At 66.0% G+C, this 1,024-nt stretch carries 1 protein-coding gene; it reads left to right on the top strand.

All coding sequences use genetic code 11. From position 1 onward, the window contains the following. Nucleotides 1-176 precede the first annotated feature (176 nt). Nucleotides 177-1,024, top strand: an 848-nt coding sequence (locus N799_RS14050) for an IS110 family RNA-guided transposase (protein WP_152597997.1), incomplete at its 3' end; no start/stop codon positions are given.

The raw sequence follows: 1,024 nt of genomic DNA, 5'->3' as shown, positions 1-1,024 counted from the left end.
CCTTATGTCTTCCAGTTTCCCTACTGTAGGTGTCGAGAGCCCGGCGTGCGCGCCCGATAACGCCTCGGTGCAGCAATCACCGTAATTCAGCAGGGGCCGCACGCCGGATCTCGCGCCCTGCGCCCGGACAGTTGCACGAGGCAACTCTCGTACCGATAAGCGTGGGCCCGGGCGCGATGCTCTCGACCGTCCAACTCTATCGGAGAATCGCGATGACGGCAGTGGGAATCGATGTGGGCAAAGCGGCGCTGGACCTGGCCATCGATGGCGTGCCAGGTGTGGTGCGGTTCGCCAACAGCACCGCAGGCATTCGCAAGTTGGTACGACGGCTGGCGAACGTGGGCGATGTGCGCGTGGTGGTGGAGGCCACCGGGGGTTATGAGGACGCGTTGCTCGAGGCCTGCTGCGATGCAGGAATATGGGTGTCGCGGATCAATCCGCGCCAGGCGCGTGACTTCGCGCGTGCCACCGGCGAGTTGGCGAAGACCGATGCGATCGACGCACGGTTGCTGTGCCTGCTGTCGCGTCTGTTTGCCGATCGCCTGCGTCGCCACCAGGCCCCCGCGCCTTGGCAATGCGAGTTGCGGGACTGGTTACGTCGGCGCGGCCAAGTGGTGACGGCACTGCAGGCGCAGAAGCAGCAGATGGCGATGACGTCGCCTGGGGTCCGCAAGCTGATGGCTCGCACGATCGCCGCACTCAAACGGGAACGGGCTGCAATTGATCAACAGATGCAGGCGCTGCTTCGGACGCACACCACGCCTGCGCTGCACTCGTCCAAGGGCATGGGGCCGATCTTCCAAGCAACCAGCCTGGCGCTGTTGCCCGAGCTGGGCACCTTGACGCGCCAGCAGGTGGCGAAGCTGGTCGGCGTCGCCCCCATGAATCGCGACAGCGGCCAGATGCACGGCAAGCGCCGCATCCGCGGCGGCCGCGCGCCCGTGCGGGTTGCGCTGTACATGGCAACGCTATCGGCCGTGCGTTGGGATCCGGTGATGCGAGCGCATTACCAGCAACTGCGGGC

Origin of the sequence: Lysobacter arseniciresistens ZS79 (assembly GCF_000768335.1) — a bacterium.
Classification (GTDB): domain Bacteria; phylum Pseudomonadota; class Gammaproteobacteria; order Xanthomonadales; family Xanthomonadaceae; genus Novilysobacter; species Novilysobacter arseniciresistens.
Note: the sequence above shows the minus strand (reverse complement) of the source record. Positions and strands in the feature narration are given on the sequence as shown.